At 63.9% G+C, this 19,627-nt stretch carries 2 protein-coding genes; one reads left to right on the top strand and one right to left on the bottom strand.

Translation table 11 applies throughout. The features are described 5' to 3' along the window. Nucleotides 1–11: 11 nt before the first annotated feature. Nucleotides 12–19,463 carry an SdrD B-like domain-containing protein gene (locus SGJ19_09475; GenBank protein ID MDZ4780468.1) on the bottom strand — a complete coding sequence of 6,484 codons (19,452 nt, stop codon included), beginning with the start codon at nt 19,461–19,463 and terminating at the stop codon, nt 12–14. On the opposite strand from SGJ19_09475, the gene SGJ19_09480 reads away from it, so the two are divergent. Continuing rightward, the gene (locus SGJ19_09480) at nt 19,438–19,575 is read left to right on the top strand and encodes a hypothetical protein (GenBank protein MDZ4780469.1); all 138 of its coding nucleotides are present in this window, start codon (nt 19,438–19,440) and stop codon (nt 19,573–19,575) included. The genes SGJ19_09475 and SGJ19_09480 overlap by 26 nt on opposite strands. Nucleotides 19,576–19,627: the final 52 nt, after the last annotated feature.

Raw genomic sequence — 19,627 nt, forward strand, 5'->3', positions numbered from 1 at the left:
TCCGGACGTTTTCAATCGAGCAAGCGGCGTTTGCCATTTGGCTTCGATTGTCGCCCAGCGGCGGGCGTCTCGTCCACTCCCCACCACGATTTGCCGGTGGAATGCATCAACTCATCGATCGCCCGCAGCTCGTCGCGTTGTGGACGATCGGCCTTGCGGTAGCCATCGGTGGCAGAGCCCGGCAGGTCGTCGAAGTCGAAGAGTTGCTCGTCCAGATCGAACCGATTCGCCGGGCCGAGTTGATCGATGGTTTCGTTCGCGCCGAGTCGGCCGTTCAGTGACGAGCGCGGCTTGACGCGTCGGGTGAGGTTCACGGTGCAATCGAGGCAACCTTCGATGTCCTCGATTCCGCCCGTGCCGGTCGCCGTGCCGGCGGCTAAATTGATCTCGGCGGGGGTGGTGTAGGCGGAGTAATCGAGCGTGTCGGTTCCCGCTTCCCCGTCGAGCACCGCGTCGACACCGACGCCATCGGCGAAGATGTACAGGTCGTCGAGCGTGCCGCCGGTCAGATTCTCGAAGCTGGCGAACGTGACGCCGTTCACATCGCCGGCGTTCTGCGCGGAGATGTTCCAGGTGTTCGCCGCGTTCGGACCGATGAACGTATCGCTGCCGGCGCCGCCGAGGAAGTTCTCGATGTTGGCGATGCCGCCCGTGCCGGTGGCCGTGCCGAGTTCGAGGTTCACTTCGACCGGCGTGGCGTAGGCGGAGTAGTCGATCGCGTCGTCGCCGTCGCCGCCATCAAGCACGCCGTCGATGGTCGCGGCATCAGCGAACGTGAAGGAATCAGCGTCTGTTCCGCCGGTCAGGTTCTCAAAGCCTGTGAAGTTGACGCCGTTCACGTCGCCAGCGTTCGCTCCGGTGAGATCCCAAGCGTTCGCGATGTCGTCGCCGACGAGCGTGTCGCTGTCCGCGCCGCCGATAAACGACTCAATGTTCGCGAACGAACCGAGACCTGTGGCGGAATTCGCGCCGAGCGCGACTTCGACCGGGGTCGTGTACGCGGCATAGTCGAGCGTGTCGTCCCCGTCGCCGCCGTCGATCGTGCCGGTCAGCGTTGCGGCATCGGCCAACGTGAAGGCATCGACGTCGGTTCCGCCGGTCAGGTTTTCGAAGTTACTGAATGTCACGCCGTTCACGTCGCCGGCATTGGCCGCGGACAAGTTCCAAGCATTCGCGACGTTCGCGCCGATCAGCGAGTCGTCGCCAGCCCCGCCGATAAAGCTCTCGATGTTGGCGATGCCGGCCGTACCAGTGGCCGTGGCGTTTTGCAGATCGACTTCGACGTTCGCATTATACGCCGTGTAATCGAGCGTATCGTTGCCGTCGCCGCCGTCGACCAGACCGTCGATCGCGGCGCCGTCGCCGAAGTCAAAGGCGTCCGCGTCAATCCCGCCCGTGAGGTTCTCAAAGCTTTGGAAGGCAACGGAATTCACCGTGCCGGCATTCGTGCCCGACAAGGTCCAGAGGTTCACCACGTCGGTGGCAATCAGCGTATCAACGTCGCCGCCACCGATTACGACTTCGAGATTCGCGATGCCGCCTGTTGACGTCGCGGTATTCGCGTTCAGGTTGACTTCCACCGGCGTGGTCGCGGCGCTCAAGTCGAGCGTGTCGCTGCCGTCGCCGCCATCGATCGTGCCGGTGATGCCAGCCGCATCGGCGATGATGAAACTATCCTCGTCCAGGCCGCCGCTGAGGTTCTCGAAGCTGGAGAACGTGATTCCGGCGACATCGCCGGCGTCGAGCGCCGTGATGTTCCACGTTGTCGCCGCGTCCGGTCCAATGAGCGTATCGCTCGCCGTTCCGCCGATTGCGTTCTCGATGTCGGCGACACCGCCCGTGCCGGTCGCCGTGCTGGCCCCGAGATTGATCTCCACGGCCGTGGTGTACGCGGAGTAATCGAGGGTATCGCTGCCCGCACCGCCGTCGATCACGCCATTCACGCCTGCGCCGTCGGCGAAGACAAAGGCATCGGCCTCCACGCCGCCGGTGAGGTTCTCGAAGCCATCGAACGTGACGCCGCCAATCGTGCCGGCGTTAAGAGCGGTGATATTCCAGATATTCGGAATGTCGTAGCCGATCAACGTGTCGCTGGCCGTGCCGCCGAGGAAGCGTTCGATGTGGGAGTGGCTGCCGACACCAGTCGACGTTCCCAATGGCAGATTGACTTCGACGGGCGTGCTGTACGCGGTGTAGTCGAACACATCGTCGCCGTCGCCGCCGTCGATGTTGCCGGTGAGCGTGGCTGCGTCGGCGAAGTTGAATTGATCGACGTCCAGGCCGCCGAGCAGATTCTCGATGCCGAGGAAGAGCGCGACCATGCCGGCGTTGCCGGTGTCGGCCGCGATGATGTTCCAGATCGTGGCGACGTTGTCACCGAGGATCAGGTCGTCGCCGAGGCCGCCGTCGATCGAACCGGTGATGCTGCCTCCCGGCAGGAAGATGAACGTATCGCTATCCGCTCCGCCGGTCAGGTTGTTCATGTCGGAGAAGTGCACGCCGTTGAGCGTGCCGGAGTTCACGCCGTCGATGATCCAGGTGTTCGGCGTATCGGCCGCGACGAGCGTGTCGTTGCCCGTGCCGCCGATGAGGCGTTCGATGTTGTTGGCCGGATGCGTGGCCAGGTTGACGCCGTCGGTGGCGGTGACGAAGCCGAGTCCGACGGTGAACACGAGGTCGACCGTTACGGCGGAGAAATCGAGCGTGTCGTCGTCTCCTTCTCCGGCGAACTCGATGATGGTGTCGTTGCCCCAGTTATTTTCGAACAAGTAGTCGTCGTTGTCCGCACCGCCGAGCAGTTCGTCGTCGCCGCCGAGACCGTTGATCTGATCTTCGCCGCCGCTGCCGGCCAGCGAGTTGGCTTCGTCGCTGCCGCGGATGATGTCGTCGGCCTGCGTGCCAATCACATTCTCGAACAGGCCCGGCACCGTGGAGGTGACCGTTCGTTCCGGCGTGCCGTAACGGGCCACGATCGGCGCCGGCAACAAGATTGGCGGCGTGGAAAGATCGACGATCACCGGCACGTTGATCAGACTGAAATCGAGCGTATCGCTGCCGATGGTTTCGATGATTTCGTCTTCGTCGTCGGGATTGCCGAGCACGAACACGTAGGTGTCGTCGCCGGCGCCCCCTTGCATGTAGTCGGAACCATCGCGGCCGTCGAGCAGGTTGTCGCGATCGTTGCCGACGAGAATGTCGTCCGACGCGCCACCGACGAGTTGCTCGAAGTTGGCGAAGTTCTCGTAGACGTCGGTCACGACCTTGTGCGTATCGCTCGTGCCGTCGGTGCGGCGATGTTCGGCGATCTGATTCGCCTCGGTAAACGACGCGGGCGGCGTGCCCGAGAGGTCGATGATGACCGGCTCGTTCGGCCCGAGCGCGCTGAAGTCGAGGCGATCGCGGCGGCCCTCGTCGGTCGGTTCGTCGGTGCCGGCGTCCGGCAGTTCGACGACCGTGTCGATTTCATCGCCTGAGCCGGCGGTAGGCGCCGGCAGGAAGTGATACGTGTCATCGTTCAACTGGCCGATGAGCGTGTCGTTGCCTTCCAGGCCGTAGAGATGATCCTTACCGCCGACGCTGACGACGCACGGGTTGTCGATGACGTTGTCGCCGTAAAGGATGTCGTCGCCAGCGTGACCATAGATATAGTCGTCGCCATCGGGGAGCACGACCTTGGTGAAGTTGCCGAAATCGATGCCGGCGATGGTCTGCCCGCTCACTGCCATCGTTACCAGATGGACGCCGGAAGCCGGGAAGCTCGGGAAGTAACCGTCCGGAACCACTTCGCGGACCACGTGCGTGCCGGGTCCGACGCCGGTGATGACGTAGAAGCCGTTCTCGCCGGTGACGCCGAACAATTCGCCTGCGTCGAACTCGCCGTTGTTGTTGGCGTCGATGTAGATGGTAACGCCGGCGAGGCCGGGATCGTTCTCATCGCGATCGCCGGCGCAGTCCATGTCGTGGAACTTCTGCCCGGTGATGATTCCTTCGCGGAAGTTGCCGAAGTCGCGCCCCGTGGCGATTGTGCCGGAGGGCAATTCGACCACGTGTGCGCCCGGCTCGCCGCCAAGCAGCAATACCGTGACGTTGTTCGACTCGACATTGGCGACGGCCAGGTCGAGCAGATTGTCGTTGTTCAAATCCTCCGTCACAACGGCGCCGGGCGACGTGCCCACCGGGAAGGAGATCGGATCGCCGAACGCGCCTTGTTGCGTGTTCAGGACGATCAGCACTTCGCCCGTCGCGCTATCCGTGACGGCCAGGTCTGGATACTCGTCGCCGTTGAAATCGCCAACGGCAATGCCGGCGGGATTGTTGGCGACAAAGAAAGTGACCGGCTCGGCGAAGCTCACGCTGGCGCCGACGCCCCCTTGGTTCATCAGGATCGCGATCCGCGCACCACCGTCGCCGGACTGGTTGCCGACGGCGAGATCGATGTCGCCGTTCTGATCGAAGTCGCCAGCGGCGATCGATTGCGAGCCGAACCCGGCGTCGAACGGACCGAGCGCGCCGAAGGTTCCTTCGCCATTGGCTTTATTCAGAAGCACCGTGACAGCGCCAATTTCCAAACTTGTCACCGCGAGGTCGGGGAAGTGGTCGTTGTTGAAATCCGCCACGACGAGCGCCGTAGGCAGCGCGGGCACGTCGTAGGCTTCCGGCGCGCCGAAGGAACCGTTGCCTGCGTTCAGCAGTACGGTCACCGAGCTATCCTGGATGTTCGCCGTGGCCACGTCGATGTCGCCATCGCCGTCGAAATCGCCGGCGGCGATGTCTTCCGGCACGTTGCCGGTTTGGTACTCGGCCGCCAGCGCGAAGACGCCGGCGCCGTTGTTGAACAGCACCGCCACCGCGCTCTTGCCGCGGACGGACACCGCCAAATCGATATCCAGGTCGCCATCAAGATCGGCGGCGATCAAGGCGCTCGGCTGCGCGCCGGCGTTGTATTGCACGGCCGGCAAGTAGTGTCCGGTCTTGTCGTTGATCAGAATCGAGACATTGCCGCTGCTGGCGTTCGCCGTGGCCAAGTCGGCGAAACCGTCGCCGTTGAAATCGCCGCTGGCGATATCGACCGGCACGTTGCCGACGTCGTAATTCGTCGAGCCGGTGAACGACACGACGGGCACCGTCTGCACATAGCCGTCGGGAACTTCCTCGCGGACGATGTACGTACCGCAGTCGAGGCCGTCGAAGAAGTAGCGGCCGGATTCGTCGGGACGCGTGTCCGGATTGTCTTGCAGCGTCGTGCGGAACGGTTCGTTCGGGCGACCATTCGCGTCACGATCGAGAATGCCGTTGTTGTTCAAGTCGAGATAGATGATCACACCCGGCAGGCCCGGCTCCTGCGGATCGCGGACGCCGTCGCCGTCGAGATCCTCGAACTTTGTGCCCGTAATGCCACACTCAGGTTGGCGATTGCCGAAGTCGAGTCCTTCAATGGTCGTTTCCGGACCGACCTCGACGACATGCACGCCGGGCCCGCCTTGATCGAGTCGCAGCAGGTCGATGAAGAACTCTTGCCCGCCGATCGTAAAAGAGGTGATCGCACCTTGAACGATGATTGTGCCCAGGTTCGATTCGGGATCCTGGATGACGGTCACCTGCGCGCCGCCGATGTTCAGGCCGTCGAAGTCATTGATTTCGCCGATCCTCAGATCACCGTTGACGCCGAGGTTCTCCGAACCGCCGAAATCGGCGAACCGGATGGAAAGTTCGCTCACTGCCGCGTCGAACGTGAACGTCAGGTTGATGTTGTTGACCAGCAACTCGTGGCCTTCGTCGCCAGCGTTGCCTTCGTTTTCGACTTGCGCAAAGCCGCTGCTCGTCGATTGACCCGGCACGAAGAAGAACGGTTCCATCGTGGCATGCGCGACGGCGCCAAACATGCCGACGGTGTCGAAGGTTTCGCCCACCGTGTAGGTCGTCTCCAACGGCAAATCTTCAAAGCCGAACACGCGGAGCGGAGCGTCCGGATACGTTTGCTCCCAGCCCTCCTGCAATACTTCGGCGACGGTGTAGGTATCCGCAGCAAGACCCGTGAACGAGTACGCGCCGTTTTCATCGGTGACGTCGTTCGGTTCGCCTTCGTCGAACTGGCCGTTGTTGTTGAGATCAAGGTAGATCGTCCAACCCGCCAGGACTTGTTCGTCGTCCGTGCGGCGGCCGTCGCCGTTCGTGTCGTTCCACTTGGTGCCGAAGATACGGCCATTGGTGCGTTGATTGCCGAAATCGATGCCGGTCACATTTTCGTCCGGCGTGACCGTGACGACGTGCACACCCAGGCCGCGAATACCGATCGTCAGGTCGTCGATGGCGAACTCTTGCCCGCCGATGGCGAAACTCGTCACATTGCCGAGCACGCCGAAGATGCCGAAGGCGCCCTCCGGCTGATTCACGACGATCTGCGCGCCGCCGATCGTCTGGCCATTCAGGTCGAGCAGGTTCTTGACATTGCGGAAATCGCCATTGATTGAGACGTTGAACGACCCGCCGAAGTCGCCGTAGCGCAACACGAGCACGTCGACCACGGTGTTGAACGTGAAACTCAGATTGATGTTGCCGAGGAACAAACCTTGGCCAGAGCCGTTGGCGCCGCTCGGACCGACCGAGGCCTGGCCTTCCTCGAAGGGCGTGCCATCCGAGAAGATGAACGGCCTGGCGACGGCGGTAGCAATCGAGCCGAGAGCGCCGGTGGTCGTGAATGTTTCACCCACCGAGTAATTCGTTTCGCTCGGCAAGTCCTCGAAGCGGAACGCCACGGGCGTGATTGCCGGGAAGGTTTGCTTCCAACCTTCTTGCGGCACTTCTCCGACGGCATGCTCGCCCGCCGGGACGCTTTGGATGAAGTACGCGCCGCGCTCGTTGGTGATATCGAACGGTTCGCCGGCATCGAATTGCCGGTTGTTGTTGAGGTCGACGTAGATCGTCCAGCCGGGCAGACCGTCTTCCAAATCGTCCTGGCTCCCGTCGCCGTCGACGTCGTTCCACTTCGTCCCGGAAATGCCGCCCGCCACGAGGCGATTGCCGAAATCGCGCCCTGTGGCGCTCCCTTGTCGCAGATCAACGACGTGAACGCCCAAACCCGCGCGCTGCACGGTAAGCAGATCAACGAACAATTCTTGTCCGCCGATGGTGAACGAATCGACGTCGCCGATGAGTTCGATCGTCCCGAACGGCGCGCCGGGCGTCGAGACAACCACGACCATTGCGCCGCCGATCGTCTGGCCATTAAGTGCGGCGAAGTTGGAGACGTTGCGGAAATCGCCATTGACGGCCAGATTCACGTTTCCGCCGAAGTAACCGAACTTGATCGAGACGCGCTCCATCGTGCTCGTGAAATCGAACCGCAGGTTGATGTTGTTGACCTGCAGTTCTTGACCGGCGTCGCCGGCTTGGCTGTTGTCGTCGACCTGCATCACGCCGTTGTTGGTAGGCGTGCCGTTCGAGAAGAAGAATTGTTCGGTGGCCAGTTGCGCGAGGTAGCCGTCCGTGGATGTGATCTGCAGCGTACGTCCGACGGGGAATCGCGCGCCGAGCGCCAGATCATCGAACCCGAAGCGGCTGCGCGGCGTGGGGAAAGTCTGCGTCCAGCCGGCTTGCGCGACCTCGGCCACTTCGTACCGCGCCAACTCCAACCGCTCGAAACGGTAGCGCCCGGCTTCATCGAAGAACTCCGTCTGCGGGTCGTCCTCGGTCGTGATCGTGAACGGCTCCAGCGGATTCCCGAGCGCATCGCGATCGAAAATCCGGTTGTGATTCAAATCGAGGTAAATCGTCCAGCCCGGCAGGCCCGGCTCATTCGCTGCCTGCTTGCCGTCGCCGTCGAGATCGTTCCACTTGGTTCCTGTGAGCGTGCCCGGGGGATCGCCGCCGCCAGCGCCGCCGTCGTCATCCGCCTCCGAATTTTGCGGAACCGGAGGAATCTCCACACCGATATTCTGACGGAAATTGAAGAGATCGACAAAGTCAACGTCGCCGTCACGATCCGAGTCGAAGCAGGAGTTGTAGTTGTCCTGGCCGCGGACCGAGTGGAACGCTTCCTGGAAATCCGCCACGTCCTCGCCGTCGACGCGGCGATCGCCATTGCAGTCGCCGAAGATGGTATTGCCGAAATCGATGCCGACCAGCACTTGCTGTTGCAGCAAGTCGATCTTGTGTCCGTTGACGGCTGGGTCGCTCGGATACGTGCGCGTCCAGCCGGGCCGCAGTTCTTCCGACACGACATAGGAACCAGCCGGCACGTCCGGAATCGCGTAGGCGCCGGTGTCGTTCAGCGGCGTCGCGGGATTGTCGGTTTGCGTGATCGCGAACGGCTCCAGGGGCTGGCCTTCGTTGTCGCGATCGAGTTGGCCGTTGTTGTTGAGATCGACGTAAATCGTCCAGCCGGCGAGGCCCGGCTCGTTGTCCTGGCGTTTGCCGTCGGCGTTGAGGTCCCACCACTTGGTGCCGCCGATGCCGCCGGCGCGGACGTTCCCAAAGTTGAATCGGTTGCGCAAGTCGCCGGAGCGAATCGTCGCGTCGTGCGAGCCGTTCTGATCCAGCCCTGGGGTCGTTTGCTTCCAGCCGGCTTGCAGCACTTCGCGGATGCGGTAATCGCCTGGCAGCAGTCCTTGGAACGAAAATGCACCGGTTTCGTCGAGCACCGTCGTCAGATCGTCTTCGGCCGTGATCGTGAACGGTTCGAGCGGAATGCCAAAGATCGGATGGACGTCGAGGATGCCGTTGTTGTTCAGGTCGACGTAGATCGTCCAGCCCGCGAGGCCCGGCTCGGTGTAGACACCGTTTTCGTCGCTGTTGCGCTGTCCGTCGCCGTTGATGTCGTTAAACTTTTGCCCGTGGATTTCGCCCGAACGCAAATTGGCGAAATCGACGTGCTCCACATTCCCGACCGCGTTGAGCACGATCTGTGGTTCCGGCGTCGAGCGCGGATCGCCCGGCCGCGATTGCAGCCACTTCACGTCCATTTCTTCGTAGATGGTGTACGTCCGCGCCGGCATGTCGAGGAACGAATACGCGCCCGCTTCATCGAAGTCCGTGTCGGGATCGTCTTCCCGCGTGAGCATGTTCGGCTCGAAGGTGTCGCGCGAACCGTTGCCGTTCACGTCGATCCAGACGCGCCAGCCGGGCAAGCCAGGCTCGCCAGCGTCGCGTTGGCCGTCGCCGTCGAGGTCTTCGTACTTCGTGCCGAAGATATCGGCGCGTTGCGTATTGCCGAACGCGGCGAAGTCGGATTCGCCGGAACTGACCGCGAGATGATGGAACCGTGGATCGCGCCCGCCGTCCAAGTCGTTCAGTGATGGCACCCAACCGCGGAAGAACGGCACAAAGCGGCGCAGCGGACTGACCGCGGGCTCGGGGAAGGTTTGCGTCCACCCGCTTTGGACGACCTCGCCGATCACGTAGTTGCCGGGACGCAGATTCTCGAAGGAGAACAAGCCGTTGTCGTCGGTGACGTCGGTCGGTTCGCCATCGTCGAGTTGGCCGTTCTCGTTCAAGTCGAGGTAGATCGTCCAGCCTTCCAGCAGCGGCTCGGTGAACAGATCAAGCGTGCCGTCGGCGTCGATATCGTGCCACTTGAAGCCTGCAATGCTGCCGAGGCGGTAGTTGAGGAAGTCCGCGCCGAAGCGGAACTGCCCGGAGAGCAACGTCACTTCATGCACGCCGCCCGGAAGCGTTGTGTTGTCGAAGCTTTGTTGCCAGCCGGCTTGGGCCACTTCGGCTACGTAATACGTGCCCGGCTTCAAGTTGTCGAAGCGGTAGCCGCCGAATGCATCGGTGATCGTGCTCAGTTCGCCCGCGTCGAGCGCGCCGTTTTGGTTCTGATCGAGGTAGATCGTCCAACCTGCGAGCGCCGGTTCCGTGGGTTTCCCTTCGCCGTCGCGATCGAGTACGCCGTCGCCGTCGAGGTCCTCGTACTTCGTGCCGTCGATGAACACGGCTTCCGCGTTACCGAAATCGACGTTGTTGACGACTTCGTCAAAGCTCAAGTCGATCGAGTGGAATCCAGTCGACGGGAACGTCTGCACCCAGCCGAGTTGGCCGAACTCGACGACCGAGTAGGTGTCCGGCAGCAGTTGCGTGAAGTGGTATTGCCCGAATTCGTCGGTGACTTGCACGTCGACAAATCCGCCGTCGTTGACGAGCACGATCGTCCACCCGGCGAGGATGTTTTCCTCGGGGTCGAAAACGCCGTCGCCGTCGATGTCTTCCCACTTCGTGCCGTGGATTTCGCCGTACTCGATATTGCCGAAATCGATATCCTCGGCCGTTTGCACATCCGCCGGATCAGGTCCGGAATCGAGCGCGAGCGTATAACCGAAGATCGACAAGCCGCCGAGCGCCGTAAAAGTCTCGGCCGTGGCGCTGCCGCCGTTGGGAAGCGTGACGGTGTAGCTGCCGAACGGAAGCGTGTTGAGGAAATCGGCCTGCTGCACTTCGGCGACGTGATAGACGCCGGGGTTGAGTCCCACGACGGTCCCGCCCACGCTCACGTCCGTGAACGAGTAAAGTCCCATCTCCGTCAATGGATCGATATCGCCGCTTGAATCGACGTCGACGCTCGCCGTCACCGTCGTGGCGATGAGTTCGCCTTCTTCGTCGTACAGCTCGATCACCCAATCATTCAGGCCAGGCTCGCCTGGGCCCTTCACGCCGTCGCCGTCGAGGTCCTTGAACTTCTGCCCGGCAATCGAGACCGGCAGCACTGGCAGCACGACTGGGTCGGGGATCACGCAACTCGTGATGCCGTAACCGCCGTAGAACGGGCCGCCCGATGGCGCGCCGGGATTGCTGAGGATATAGTCGAGGTTCATATCCGAAGTGCCGCCGATCATCACGTTCACGCCGAGCGTACCGCACATCGGGTCGTCGTTATCGGGGCCGCCTTCGAGGCGATCCTCATCGGTCGCCGAAATGCTGCCGATGCGATAGCCGAACATCACGTCGTTGCCGTAGTCGCCGAACAGGTTGTCCGCGCCTTCTTCGCCCGTCATCAGGTCGTTGCCGTGGCCGCCGTGAACAATGTCGCTGCCGTCGGAACCAGCCGTGATGAACGTGGCCAAGAGCGCGAGGAAATCTTCGTTCTCGTCATCGGGCGCGACGAGCAACGGATTCGGCGAGTTCGAGTCGAACAGGTCCTTGAAGTGCTCGACGACCAGATTATCCAACAGCGGGTAACCGAGGGCTTGACCGCCGATCACGAGATCGTTGCCACTGGCGCCGTCGAGATAGTCGCCGAACTCGGCGCGGATCAAATCGCCGAGCGTGAGTCTTACGCCGGTGTCGATGCCGCCGGACAGGAAATCGTCGCCGGAACCGCCGTCGAGGTTGTCATTGCCGATGTCGCCCAGCAGGAAGTCGCGTCCCGATCCGCCGAAGAGCGAATCGTCACCGTCCTGGCCGAAGATTTTGTCTTCGTTGCCGTCGCCGTGCAGCTCATCGTTCCCGTCGTTGCCATATAGGATATCGGCCCCGGCGAACGCGGCGGGGTTGACGAAGAACAGCGGCAGGAAGAACGACGTCTGCCGCGCACTGTAAACCGGATCCACGGTGCGCGTCGGCACGTCGATCTCGAAGTAGGCGTCACCGTAAGCCAGGTCGTCGCCGTCGCCGGCGTTGACGATGTCATGTCCGCCGCCGAGGGCGATGCGATCGTTGCCCTGGCCGCCGGTGACCAAATCTTGGCCGCCGCCGGTATCGATGGTGATGCCCAGCACGGAACCGCTGGCGTCGACCACGTCGTCATCTTCGCCGGGAGCGCCTTCGCCGATCGGCAGATCGCCGAACACGGCCACGAGTGTGGCGCTGTCGAGCGCCGGGATGCTGATCGTAAATTGATCGGCGGCGCGACCGCCGATGACGAACATGACGCCGTCGTCCGGCGCGCTGGTGAGGTTAAAGGTGTCGACATCTTCGTCCGCACGGACCTCGACGAATGGTGCGTCGAACGTGCCGTGAATTTCGACCTGGCTGCCAGCGGCTTCGGTGTTCTGGTAGTCGGCCTTGATGTAGGAAGCGACGCCCGCCGAGATCGTGGCGCCGACCGCGAACGTCACGTTGTCGCCTGCGTTCAGGAACGAACTGCCTTGCGGCGTGGAGACGGACGAACCGGCCGGCAGAAGCAAATGCCCGGCGCTGCCGTCGATGACGTTCAGCGTCACATTGCCTTGCGTGCTCGTCACGTCGCCCACGGTCATGGAGCCGGAAATCTCGGTGACGAAAATATCTTCACTGGCCCGAGCGTCCAAACTGCTGGCCTGCTGATTGATGCGAATCGGCGACAGTGATGTGCCGATGTGCCCGACGCCCGGGTCGGGCATCACGACTCCGCCCACAACGATTGCGTCGACCACGAGCGCGACATCCTCAGCGACGATCAGATGTCCCGGCGCGCCGGCTTCGATGTTGCCGCGCCGTGTGAGAATGGCGACCTTGCCGTTGGGCGCGGAAACCGTTTCATCGATCCTGATGTGCGACGAGGCGACGATCGCGTCCTTCGTGCCCGCAAATGCCAGCACCGTGATATTACCGGCGGCCGCGATCTGGCCGAGATGCAACGTGCTGGTGGCCGGCACGACGGTCTTGTTCGGCTGGACCTTGATCGCGCCGTTATAGCGAATGTCCACGTCGCCGGAGATGGATTCAATGCGGTCGATATCGCCGGCCGTTTCGCCTTGCCCGCCCAACGTGAGCTCCAGCGGCGAACCGTCGCTGACGCCGAGCGTCACGTCGACATAGACGCCGTCGTCGCCCAGCAACTCCACGCCCGGCGTGGGCGCGGCTAGACTGCGGGCAATGCGGACAAACAGCCGCTCGGTGTTCAAGCCATTCACGCGCCCGATGGTTCCGGCCGCGTCGACGCGAATCTCGCGCGTGCGAACGTACGAGGCCGTCTCGGCGAACTGCTTCGAGTTCGTCGGGTCCTGATCCTCCGACAGGATCCCGCCGCCGGCGTTGTTCAACACCGTGACGCCGCCTTGGTTCTCGATATGCCCGCGGAGAATGATGTTCCGGTTCGCGGCGTTGGTGTTCTCAATCGACACGTCGGTATCGACGGCGTTAGTGAACACGTCGTATGTGAAATTGTTCGGCGCACCGATGATCTGGATCGGCGGCGTGCCGGGAATCTGCGAGACGTCGATATTGTTGACGATCAGATTCTTGGCCGACTGATTGAGAATCGTGACGTGATCGAACGCCGTGTTGAAGAAGAAGTTCGAGTGCCCGGCGGTTTCTCCCTCCGCCTCCAAGCGAATCGTGCCTTGCGGATCGTCATTGATGATCGCGTCGATCACGATGTCCGGCGTCGAGACAATGCCGCCGACCGGCACGACGTTGCCGTTGCCGTCGCGAACCGTGACATTGTCGGCCTTGGTGACGCGTCCGGCCGCGTCGATTTCCGCTTCCGGCGCCGCGCCGCCGGTGATCGTCACGTCGGCGTTGAAGTTGATCGTCGATTCGACCACCGGGCCCGGCAAACCTTGGTCGAGTGTGTAGATGTAGACTTCGCTGTTGCCGGTGATGCCGCGGACGGCCTCGAAGCCATCGTCAATGGCGCCTTCAGCGTCGCAGATCAGGCCCCACAGGCAGACGATTTCGCCAGCGACGGTCAGCACGCCTTCGGCCGCGTCCAACACCAAGTCGGCCAGCGTGTCGAGATCGACTTCGACAAATTCTTCGTATCGTTCCAGCTTCGTGGCTTCGGTCTCGAACTTGTGGGCGAAGGCTTCGACGTCCAGATCGTGCGTGGTGATATCCACTCCCGCGGCGACATTGACATCCGCGCGGGCGACTTTGAGATTCGTCGACTTCCCCGTGGCGCCGCCGAAACCACCCGCCGAAGCGGCGCGGACGTCGGTCTTCGTATTAACCAGCTCTTGCCGCGCGGCGATCGTCGTCTGACCGAGACTCGCGCCCGTGCCGTTCGCCTCGATGTTCGCGCCCGACGCGACGATGACCTTGGCCAACACTGTTGCATCCACCGTGCCGAAGGCGTCGCTGAACGCGCCGAACCCGAGTCCGCCAGCGTTCGCGAAGGCCTGGGCCTTGCCGTCGACATCGGTCGCCGTGACGCTCACGTCACCGCCCACCACATTCGCGTTCGCGCCGATCCGTGCAACTGTTTCAGAATCGACCGTGGCGGTCGCGCCGCTCTCGTTCGTCGTGATTGCGGCGATCGGCGTGTTGGAAGTGGAATGCGGCGTAACGAGGAATCGCGACTCCGCGCGGACGTCGATCACGCCGTCGGCCACGACCGAAGCGTTATCGCCGATCTCGGCACGGGTGCGATTGGTGAGACTCGCGCGAGCGCTCGAACCGCCGACCGCCAGCAATCCGCCTTGTCCGGCGTTGGCGCTCACGTTGGCGTCGTTCTTGCTCAATGCGCGAATCGTCACGCCGCCGCCCGCGTTCAAACTCGCTCCGGCGCGGACCTCGGCGATGGTTTCCATCGTGCCCATCGTCGCCCGGGCGTCGACAAAGCCCGCGGCGAACAACCCCGCGGCGAAAGCGTCGGCGTCGGCCAGCGCATTATTGCGCGAATCGGCGTCAATCAGGATATCGTCAGTCGCAGTCAGCGTGGCGTCGCCGATGAAGGCGCGGAAATCGACGTCCATCGTCGAGTTCGCCGACGTGCCGGGCACGATGCCCACGAGCCCCGCGGCCGTAGCGTCAGCGGCCGCGTCGGCGGTGTTCGTGGCGTTCGACGCGGTCAGATAATTGAACGCCTCGGCGACGATCGTGATGTCGCTCAACCGCGCAGGCGTGCCGGCGCTGACATTAGCGCCAGAATTGATGTGGGCTTCGATACCGCCGCGCACCGTGGCGTCGGCTCGCGATGCGCCGACCGCGCCGAGGCCGGCGGCGAGACCATCGGCGCGCGAGGTGGAATCATTGTCGGCCGTGGCTTGGACTACGACGTTGTCGCCGACCACCGCGGTGATGTCGCCCAAGAATGCGTTCACGCCGACATGGGTCGTCGCTTCGGCGACGTTCGCGGTAGCGCCGATGAGGCCGACCGCGGTGCCGTCCGCGTCGGCGAACGAGGTATGCACCGACTGCGCGCGAACTTCCAAATCGCCAGCCACCGAGTTGTTGCCGGCCGTGATCGTGGCGCCGTTGTTGACGTGGGCTTGCACGTCGCCCGTGAGCGTGGCGGTGGCGTCGACCAGACCGGCCGCGCCGAGTCCGCCGGCGACGCCGTCGGCGTGACTCGTGGCGTCGCCTTGTGAGAGCGCGTTCACGCGCGTGTCGCCGGTCGTGGTCACGTTGGCGTCGCCGATGAAGGCGTCGGTGTTGACGGTCACCGTCGTATCGGCCGACGTCGTCGCCACGCCGATCAAGCCGCCGGAAGTGGCGTCTCCTTCGGCATTCGCGACGTTGCGGCCGTCGGCGATCACGTCCAAGTTACCGGCGTTCCCACCCTGGCCGGCTTCAACCGTAGCGCCGTCGTCAATGTGCGCGCGGGTCGTGCCAGTCACGCGCGAGTCGGCGCGGCTGGCGCCAATGCCGACGATGCCGGCCGCGATGCCAATGCTATGCGAGGTTGCTACATTGTTGGCCAGCGACTTGACGGTTACGTCGCGCCCGGCGTCGAGCAGCGCTCCGGCGCGGGCGAACGTATCCGTGTTACCCGTGGTCACGGCGTCAGCGTCGGCGCCCACGGCGGCGATCAAACCGCCGGCCGGGGCGCTGGCATAGGCGTTCGCGCTGTTGGCGATGACGCCGCCGCCGAGCGTGTAGTTATGTGCCGAGAGGATCACGATGTCACGCCCGGCGCGGATGACGGTGTTCTGTCCGGCGGACGTTTCGATGTCGGCGTTGATCGTGGCGTCGGACTGCGAAATGCCGACGGCGACTACGCCCGCATTGACGCCGCGCGCGTCGGCGTCGGCGTCGGTGCGAATCTCGGAGGTGATCGCCACGTCGTTGTCGACGTCGACACTGCCGCCGTTGCCCACGAAGGCGCGAATCGTGGGGTTCACGGTCGCTTCGGCCGCCGAGCCAGAGCCGGCAATGATGCCGCCCGCCACGGCGCGCGAATCGGCTTCCGCGGTTTGGCTCGTGAAGGTCCGGACGGCTAGGCTATTACCGTCGCTGACCGCACCATTCATCTGTGCTGTCGTCGTGCCGCCGGAGGTTGCGCCGGCGAGCGTCGAGCCGATGCCGACCAGGCCGCCGGCCACGCCGGTGCCATCGGCTTCGGCGTCGTTGTTGTTCCAACTGACGATGGCGATATCGCCGCCGGCGCTGAGCGTCGCGCCGCCGTTCACGAAGGTATCGACGTTGGCTCGCGCGAAGGCGTTCGCGTCTGCGCCGGAGCCGGCGATCAGGCCGCCCGCGGGCGTCGTGGCGTTGGCCGACGCGCCGCGATTGATGAGATTCCCGTCGAGTTGATAGTTGTGCGCCGAGGTGACAAAGATGCCGCCGCCGGTGGTGACCGTGGCGTTGCCGATCGACGTTTCCAGGTCAGGTTCCAACACCGCGTCAGCGTTCGAGACGCCGATCGCGACGCCGCCGATACTCACGCCAGCGGCCAAGGCCGTCGAATCCGCCGAGGCCTGGCCCGACACATTCAAATGCCGATCAAGGAGGATGTTGGCGCCGTTGCCGACGAACGCTCGCACCGTCGGATTGACGATGGAGTCGGAATCGGTACTCGCGCCGGCGACGATGCCGCCGCTGACGCCGATGGAACGCGCGTCGGCTAATTCATTCGTCGTTGTGCGCACCGACAGATCGCGCCCGTCGGTGACGTCGCCGTCGAAGTGCGCCGACGTCGTGCCCTGCGATGTGGCGTCGGCCAGCGTGGCGCCGATGCCGACGATGCCGCCCGCAATGCCGGTCGCGTCTGCTTCCGCGTCGTTGCTGGAAAGGGCCGAGACGAAGATATCGCGATTGGCGTTCAGCGAGGCGCCGCCGGAGACGAAAGCCTCGACGTTCGCGCGAGCGATGGCGTTGGTATCCGCACCCGCTCCCGCGAGCGCGCCGCCGGAGGGCGTGGTGGCATTCGCCGTCGCGCCGCCTGCGATGACCGCGCCGGCGAGCGTGTAATTGTGCGCGGCGATGACGGAGATATCCCGCCCGGCATTCACCTGCGCGTTGCCGATGAAGGTATCGATCGTCGGTTCGAGCGTGGCGTCGGCGAGCGACACGGCAATCGCGACTGCACCAATGGAAACGCCGAGCGCCGAAGCGTTGGCGTCCGCCGTGGTTTGCGACGAAACGGTCACGTCGGTATCGACAGTGATGTTCGCGCCATTTCCAAGAAACGCCTGCACGGTCGGATTGACATTCGCATCGATGTCAGCCCCCGCGCCCGCGGCCAAGCCGCCGGAGACCGCCTGGCCGTCGGCCTCGGCGCGTTGCGTCGTGGTCGTTTGCACGAACAGGTTGTTCGCGTCGGTGATATTTCCATCGACGTGGGCCTTCGTCGTGCCGCCGACCGTGGCGTCGGCCAGGCTCGCGCCGACGCCGATCAATCCGCCGGCCGCTCCCGTCGCATCGGCTTCCGCATCGTTATGCACGAGCGACAGCACACGGATATCACCGCCAGCCCGCAAAGTCGCGTTGGCGTTGACGAACGTATCGACCACTGCGGCGCTCAAAGCGTCGGCATCGGCGCCCGCGCCGGCAATCAGACCGCCGGAAGGAGCGATGGCCGTGGCGCCGGCGCCTTTGTTGATCGTCGCACCGGCGAGCGTGTAGTTGTGCGCGGATTGCACTGTGATGTCGCCGGCGACAGTGATGCTCGCGTTCTGCCCGACGAAGGCTTTCAAATCGGCGGCCACGCTGGCGTCGCCGATCGAGATGCCGACCGCGCCGAGGCCGATCGTAATGCCAATGCCTTGCGCATCAGCGTCCGCTTCCGCTTGCGCGGTGACGCTCAGACTGCCCAGCAGGTTAATCACCGCGGCCGTGCCGACATGGGCATCGACAATCGGTGCGGAATCCGCGTGCGATTCCGCTCCGGATCCGGCGACGACGCCGAATGCGCCGGCCGTGGCTTCGGAATCGACGGTGCTGATGCTCTTGGCCAGAATCGACAGATTGGTGACTTGCTTCGCGGCGTCGACCGCGTCGCCGACGATCACATTGTCGCCGACAAACGCGCGAGTCGTACCCGTATCGATCGCGTCGGCGCGGACGAATCCGCCGGCCGCGACGCCGCCATTCGCGCCGAAGGCGATGGCGTTGACATGGGCATTCTGCGTCGCGGTGACGTTGATGCCCACTGCGCGGCCGAGCTGCGCACCGTTGTCGACATGCGCGTCGACGGTGTTGTGCGTTTCATTCAAGGAAATCGCCGCGCCGAGGCCGACGAACGCTCCACCTCCTTGCAGCGTGAGGGAATCAACCGTGGGATTCGAATCAGCGGTGACGTCGATGTTGCCGCTCAACGAGCGGAGCGTGGCGTTGTCGACGAACGACTTGACGTCTTTGCCGATTTCGTTCGTCGCCACCGAAGCGCCCAGCGAAACGAACACCGCGCCGGTGCCCGTGCCGGAGTTGGCTTCGATCGTGGCGTTGTCGATCGCCCGCACGCGGACCAGTCCGGAGGCCTCGATCACGGCGTCGTTCGAGACGTGCGCGTCGACTGTCCCCGTGATTTCATTCAGCGACACGGAGCCGCCCGCCGCGAAACCGCCCGCGCCGGCGCCGCCGACCGCGAGCGCCGCGATGTCGGCGCTGGAATCGGCCGTCACGGTGACGGTGCTTGAAGCGCTATCGAGCGTGGCGTGGTCGACGTAGGCGGTGACCACTCCGTCAAGCTTGTTCGTCGCGACGCCTGCGCCGAATGCCGCGCCTCCCGCGCCGGCCACGCCGCCCGCGAAGGCTTCGATGGTGGTGTTGTCGTCGGCGGTGACGTTGATCGCGCCGGGCGCGTTGATCGTGGCATTGTTCGAGACGTGCGCGTCGATGGTCGAAGTGACTTCATTGAACGACACCGAGCCGCCCGCCGCGAAGCCGGCCGCGCCCGCCCCGCCGACAGTCAGTGTGAACATCTCTGAAGTCGACGTAGCGTTGACGTTCACGCCAGCGTTGTCGGAAGTGACCGTGGCCTGATCGACGTAGGCGGTGACGGTGACTTCGATGTCATTCGTGGAAACGCCCGCGCCAATGGCCGCGCCCGCCGCACCTGCTACACCGCCGCCAAAGGCGTCGAGCGTGGTGCCGTCGGTCGCCAGCACGCTCACGGAATTGAACGCTTGCACGTTCGCGGAGCCGGAGATGTGGGCGTCGATGGTCGACTGAATCTTGTTGAGCGACACTGAGCCGCCCGCTGCGAAACCGCCTGCGCCGGCGCCACCGACCGTGACTAACGTGAAGTCGGCGTTATTGGTCGCGGTTACATTCACCAGGCTCGCGGTGGAATCGACGTCGGCGTCGGTGATGAACGCCCGGACGGTGTTGTTGGCGTCGTTCGTGGAGACCGCCGCGCCAATGGCCGCGCCGCCGGCGCCCGCCACGCCGCCGCCGATCGCTTCGATCGTGGCGTTGTTGGTCGCCGCGACGATGATCGCCCCCGGCGCGGTAACGTTCCCGCTATTGCCGGAAATATGCGCGTCGACCGTGTTGTGAATGTCGTTGAAGGAAACGGAACCGCCGGCCGCGAACCCGCCCGCGCCGGCGC

The organism is Planctomycetia bacterium (assembly GCA_034440135.1).
Classification (GTDB): Bacteria; Planctomycetota; Planctomycetia; order Pirellulales; family JALHLM01; genus JALHLM01.

Bases quoted from the DNA above. Each gene is read 5' to 3' on its own strand.
- SGJ19_09480 (MDZ4780469.1), top strand. From the start codon at position 19,438: ATGGCCGCGCCGCCGGCGCCCGCCACGCCGCCGCCGATCGCTTCGATC.